This window comes from Pseudomonas sp. (assembly GCF_026224925.1).
In the GTDB taxonomy this organism is placed as follows: domain Bacteria; phylum Pseudomonadota; class Gammaproteobacteria; order Pseudomonadales; family Pseudomonadaceae; genus Aquipseudomonas.
The window spans coordinates 1-5,355 of record NZ_JAMFRV010000375.1 but is presented as its reverse complement, the minus strand read 5'-3'; the positions used below and the strand labels follow the sequence as shown (position 1 = coordinate 5,355).

The following is a 5,355-nucleotide window of genomic DNA, read 5'->3' as shown; positions in this document are numbered from 1 at the left end:
CTGGCCTGGCTCACTGGCTTGCGCGTGGTGGAGCCGTTAAAGATGACGTCAGTCATCGACTCGCCACGCAGGTTTTTCGCCGAACTTTCGCCCATCACCCAACGCACGGCGTCGATGATATTCGACTTGCCACAGCCATTGGGGCCTACGACGGCGGCCATGTTGCTGGGGAAATTAACCGTGGTCGGGTCGACGAACGACTTGAACCCGGCCAGCTTGATGCATTTCAGACGCATGGATCAGCTAGCCGCCAATGCGGACAGGACCAATTTGCAGCTGCGCTCGCCATAGTTGCCCAGCACCTCGCGAATCACCACAGGGTCGCGCGCCACTACCGCGTCGAGCAATTGGCCGAAGAGGATCAAGTACTCGCTCATTTCTGCCTTGCGTTGATCCAGTGCCAGATAATAGTTACGGCTCATGGACGGTTGCAGGTTTTCAACGGTCTCTTGTAGGTACAGGTTGTCGGCGAACGGAAAGGCTGCCCGCATCACATTGAAGCTGTCTTCGACAAAAAGTTTTACGTCCTGGCGTTCATAGCTGAGCTTCAAGCGCTGTTGAAGCTGCACGAAGGGCGCAAGATCAGCTTGAGATTCCCAGCGATTGGCCACGGCAAGGGCGAGCAGGATGTACAGCTCACTCATCAAGGTGCACAGGCTTTGAATGTTGTGCGCGTTGAGCTCGGTCACCTGGGCGCCACGGCGCGGGAGGATGACGATCAGGTGGCGGCGTTCAAGGATCAGCAGCGCTTCACGCACAGAACCACGGCTCACATTCAGCGAGGTCGTGACCTTCTGCTCTTGAATGCGCTCCCCGGGCTTGAGTTCGCCACGGATGATCCGCTCAGCAAGGTGGTGAGCGATTTGCTCGGCGAGGCTATCCGGCGCCTTGAATGTCATGGTTATCCTTCAACTTCAGCTCAATCTGACCAGCCGTGCAGTGTATCGCATGGCGCAGGGCCATAAGGCTTGAATGTGGCACGAAATAAGCAATTCTTTGTGAGATGGTCGGCAGTTTAGCGCTGACACGGCACAACCGTTAATCGACAAATACGGGAAAAGTTGATTTTCCTGACTTATAGGTCAGAAATTTATTGACCAGAAAGTCAGAGCTGATAAATTCAACTCCTAAGTCAGGCGTGCGAAAGCGTAGCGAGCGAAAGCAAGGCAAGGCAAAACCAGGCGAGAAAGCGGAGTCTACGGGTTGTAAATGAGCATTTTGAGCCTGGTTTTAACGCAGCATTGCTGAGCGCAGTAGCTTTCACACCCTGACCGATTATAAAAATAGTGCGAGAGGACCTTCCGTGATCCAATTCTTACTCAATCAGGAACTGCGAACCGAGCATGCCCTGGACCCAAACCTGACAGTGCTCAATTATCTACGCGAGCATGTGGGCAAACCCGGTACCAAAGAAGGCTGTGCCAGCGGCGACTGTGGCGCCTGCACGGTGGTGGTCGGCGAATTGAATCTCGGTGACGATGGCCAAGAGCAACTGCGTTATCGCAGCCTTAATTCATGCCTGACATTCGTCGCTTCGCTGCACGGCAAGCAACTCATCAGTGTTGAAGACCTCAAACATCAAGGTCAGTTGCACAGCGTGCAAAAGGCCATGGTCGATTGTCACGGCTCGCAATGCGGTTTCTGCACCCCCGGTTTCGTTATGTCGCTGTTCGCATTGCAGAAGAACAGCAGCCAAGCCGACAGCCATCAAGCTCACGAAGCACTGGCCGGCAATCTGTGCCGCTGCACTGGTTATCGCCCGATTCTGGCCGCTGCCGAACAAGCTTGTGGGTTGCGTGAGCCGGATCAGTTCGATCAGCGCCAAGCCGAGACAATGGCACGTTTGCGCGCTATTTCGCCCAAGGAAACCGGTGAACTCAACAGCGGTGACAAGCGCTGCCTCGTGCCGTTGACCGTGAGCGATCTGGCCGAACTCTATGACGCCTACCCGCAAGCACGCTTGCTAGCGGGCGGTACTGATTTGGCGTTGGAAGTCACGCAATTCCACCGCACGCTGCCGGTGATGATCTACGTCGGCAACATCGAAGAAATGAAACGCGTTGAACATTTCGACGACCGTCTGGAGATTGGCGCCGCGACTTCGCTGACCGATTGTTACGCCGCGCTCAGCGCTGAATACCCGGACTTTGGCGAGCTGTTGCAGCGTTTTGCTTCGTTGCAGATCCGCAATCAGGGCACCTTGGGCGGCAACATCGGTAACGCGTCGCCGATTGGTGATTCGCCGCCGCTGTTGATCGCCCTAGGTGCGCAAATCGTGCTGTGCAAAGGCCAGACCCGGCGGACCTTGGCGCTGGAAGATTACTTCATCGATTACCGCGTAACGGCCCGGCAAGACAGCGAGTTCATCGAGAAAATCATCGTGCCCAAGGCCAACGCCCGGCAGGTGTTTCGCGCGTACAAAGTCTCGAAACGTTTGGATGACGATATTTCTGCGGTGTGTGCCGCGTTCCGTTTGCAGGTGGAAAACGGCGCCATCGTCGATGCCCGCGTGGCGTTCGGTGGTATGGCGGCGATTCCAAAACGTGCCGCTGCGTGTGAACAAGCGCTGATTGGCGCGCCATGGACGTCGGCCACTGTGGAGCGGGCCTGCGCCGCCCTGGCTGACGACTTCACCCCGCTGTCGGACTTCCGCGCCAGCAAGGAATACCGCCTGCTCAGCGCACAAAACTTGCTGCGTAAATACTTCATCGAACTGCAGACGCCTCACATCGAAACGCGGGTGACCTCTTATGTCTAATCATGCCCCGGAAAAAACCCAGGCCGAAATGATCGCGCTGTTTCAGCAGGATTTGAAAACTGGCGTCGGCCGTAGCGTAAAGCATGACAGCGCCGACAAGCATGTGTCGGGTGAAGCGGTGTACATCGATGACCGCCTCGAATTCCCCAATCAACTGCACGTGTATGCACGGATGTCTGACCGCGCCCATGCACGAATCATCAGTATCGACACTTCGCCCTGCTACGCCTTCGAAGGCGTGCGCATTGCGATTACCCACAAAGATATTCCCGGCCTGAAAGATATCGGCCCGCTACTGCCCGGCGACCCATTGCTGGCCATCGATAAAGTTGAATTCGTTGGCCAGCCAGTGATGGCAGTCGCAGCGCGGGACTTGGAAACCGCACGCAAAGCGGCAATGGCCGCGATTATCGAATACGAAGACCTGGAACCTGTTTTGGATGTTGTCGAAGCCTTTCGCAACAAGCACTTTGTGCTCGACAGCCATACCCATAAACGCGGTGATTCGGTCACCGCGTTAGACAGCGCTGAACATCGATTGCAGGGCAGCCTGCATATCGGCGGCCAGGAACACTTTTACCTGGAAACCCAAATTTCGTCGGTGATGCCCACCGAAGACGGCGGCATGATCGTCTACTGCTCGACGCAAAACCCCACCGAAGTGCAGAAGCTAGTGGCCGAAGTACTTGGCGTGTCGATGAACAAAATCGTGGTGGATATGCGCCGTATGGGCGGAGGTTTTGGCGGCAAGGAAACCCAAGCCGCCAGCCCTGCATGCTTGTGCGCAGTGGTGGCGTTGCTGACCGGGCAGCCGACCAAGATGCGCTTGCCTCGGGTCGAAGACATGCTCATGACCGGTAAGCGTCACCCCTTCTATATCGAGTACGACGTCGGCTTCGATAACACGGGGCGGTTGCACGGAATTCGCCTGGAACTGGCCGGTAACTGCGGCTGTTCGCCGGACCTGTCCAACTCCATCGTCGACCGGGCGATGTTCCACGCCGACAACTCCTATTACCTGGGCGATGCCACGATCAACGGCCATCGCTGCAAGACCAACACCGCATCGAATACCGCCTATCGCGGCTTCGGCGGGCCGCAGGGCATGGTCGCTATCGAAGAGGTAATGGACAGCATCGCCCGCTACCTCGGCAAAGACCCGTTGGACGTGCGCAAGGTCAATTACTACGGTAAGACCGAGCGCAACGTCACTCATTACTACCAAACCGTCGAGCACAATATGCTCGAGGAAATGACCGCCGACCTCGAAGCCAGCAGCCAATACGCAGAGCGCCGTCAATTGATTCGCGAGTACAACGCCAACAGCCCAGTGTTGAAAAAAGGCCTGGCGTTAACCCCGGTGAAGTTCGGCATTTCCTTCACTGCCAGCTTTCTCAACCAGGCCGGTGCGCTGATCCATATCTACACCGACGGCAGCATCCACCTGAACCACGGCGGCACCGAAATGGGCCAAGGCTTGAACATCAAAGTCGCGCAGGTAGTGGCCGAAGTATTTCAGGTGGACATCGACCGGATTCAGATCACCGCGACCAATACCGATAAAGTGCCAAACACCTCGCCGACTGCGGCCTCCAGCGGCGCTGACTTGAACGGCAAGGCGGCGCAAAACGCGGCTGAAATCCTCAAGCAGCGTCTGACCGAATTTGCGGCGAAGCAGTACCAGGTCAGCGAAGACCAGGTGGAGTTTCGCAACGGCCATGTGCGTGTCGGCGAGCTAGTCATATCCTTCGAATCCCTGGCGATGCAGGCGTGGGTCGGCCAGGTTTCGCTGTCGAGTACCGGCTATTACAAGACGCCGAAGATCTACTACGACCGCACCCAGGCGCGCGGTCACCCGTTCTATTATTTTGCCTATGGCGCGGCCTGCGTCGAGGTGATCATCGACACCCTGACTGGCGAGTACAAAATGCTCCGCACCGACATCCTGCATGACGTCGGCGCCTCACTGAACCCGGCCATCGACATCGGTCAGGTGGAAGGCGGCTTCATTCAGGGTATGGGCTGGTTGACCATAGAAGAGTTGGTGTGGAATGCCAAAGGCAAACTGATGACCAACGGGCCGGCCAGCTACAAGGTCCCGGCAGTCAGTGACATGCCGCTGGACCTGCGGGTGAAGTTGGTGGAAAACCGCAAGAACCCGGAAGACACAGTGTTCCACTCCAAGGCTGTGGGCGAACCGCCGTTCATGCTCGGGATCGCTGCGTGGTGCGCGCTCAAAGATGCCGTTGCGAGCATCGCTGATTATCGCCATCAGCCAAAAATCGACGCGCCGGCAACACCGGAACGGGTGTTGTGGGGCTGTGAGCAGATGAGAAAGTTGAATGCATCGGCTCTGGAAGCGTTGGGTGTCGGGCGCGAACTAACCAATTTGCCAGTCTGAATGAGGTGCTGCTTGCGGTGCCTTCGCGGATGAATCCGCTCCCACAGTTGTAACGCATATCCCTGTGGGAGCGGATTCATCCGCGAAGAGGCCGAAGCTGACAATGAAGATTTGATCGTTGCACACGATCAGGAGAGAAACATGGATAACTGGATCAGCGCCCTCGCCGACTTGCAAAAACAGGGCGAGCCGTGTG

Annotated in this window: 5 protein-coding genes; 2 read left to right on the top strand and 3 right to left on the bottom strand. The window is 56.9% G+C overall.

Annotation, left to right across the window (positions count from 1 at the left end):
• Positions 1-236 (bottom strand): AAA family ATPase (locus M0974_RS16495; RefSeq protein ID WP_297838855.1); only part of this gene is annotated, 236 nt, incomplete at its 3' end.
• A 3-nt stretch (positions 237-239) separates the two neighbouring features.
• On the bottom strand, positions 240-899 hold the full coding sequence (locus tag M0974_RS16490; protein ID WP_297838852.1) for a GntR family transcriptional regulator: 660 nt from the start codon (positions 897-899) through the stop codon (positions 240-242).
• 404 nt (positions 900-1,303) lie between these two features.
• Here M0974_RS16490 and xdhA point away from each other — a divergent pair, with 404 nt between their 5' ends.
• Positions 1,304-2,758, top strand: coding sequence for a xanthine dehydrogenase small subunit (gene xdhA / locus M0974_RS16485; protein ID WP_297838849.1), 1,455 nt, complete (start codon positions 1,304-1,306; stop codon positions 2,756-2,758).
• Positions 2,751-5,159 (top strand): xanthine dehydrogenase molybdopterin binding subunit, encoded by a 2,409-nt coding sequence (xdhB, locus tag M0974_RS16480; protein WP_297838846.1) that lies wholly within the window; start codon positions 2,751-2,753, stop codon positions 5,157-5,159. The genes xdhA and xdhB overlap by 8 nt, the downstream gene beginning before the upstream one ends.
• Here the strand turns inward: xdhB and M0974_RS16475 are convergent.
• A partial coding sequence (locus M0974_RS16475; RefSeq protein WP_297838843.1) for a hypothetical protein occupies positions 5,139-5,355 on the bottom strand: 217 nt, incomplete at its 5' end. The genes xdhB and M0974_RS16475 overlap by 21 nt on opposite strands.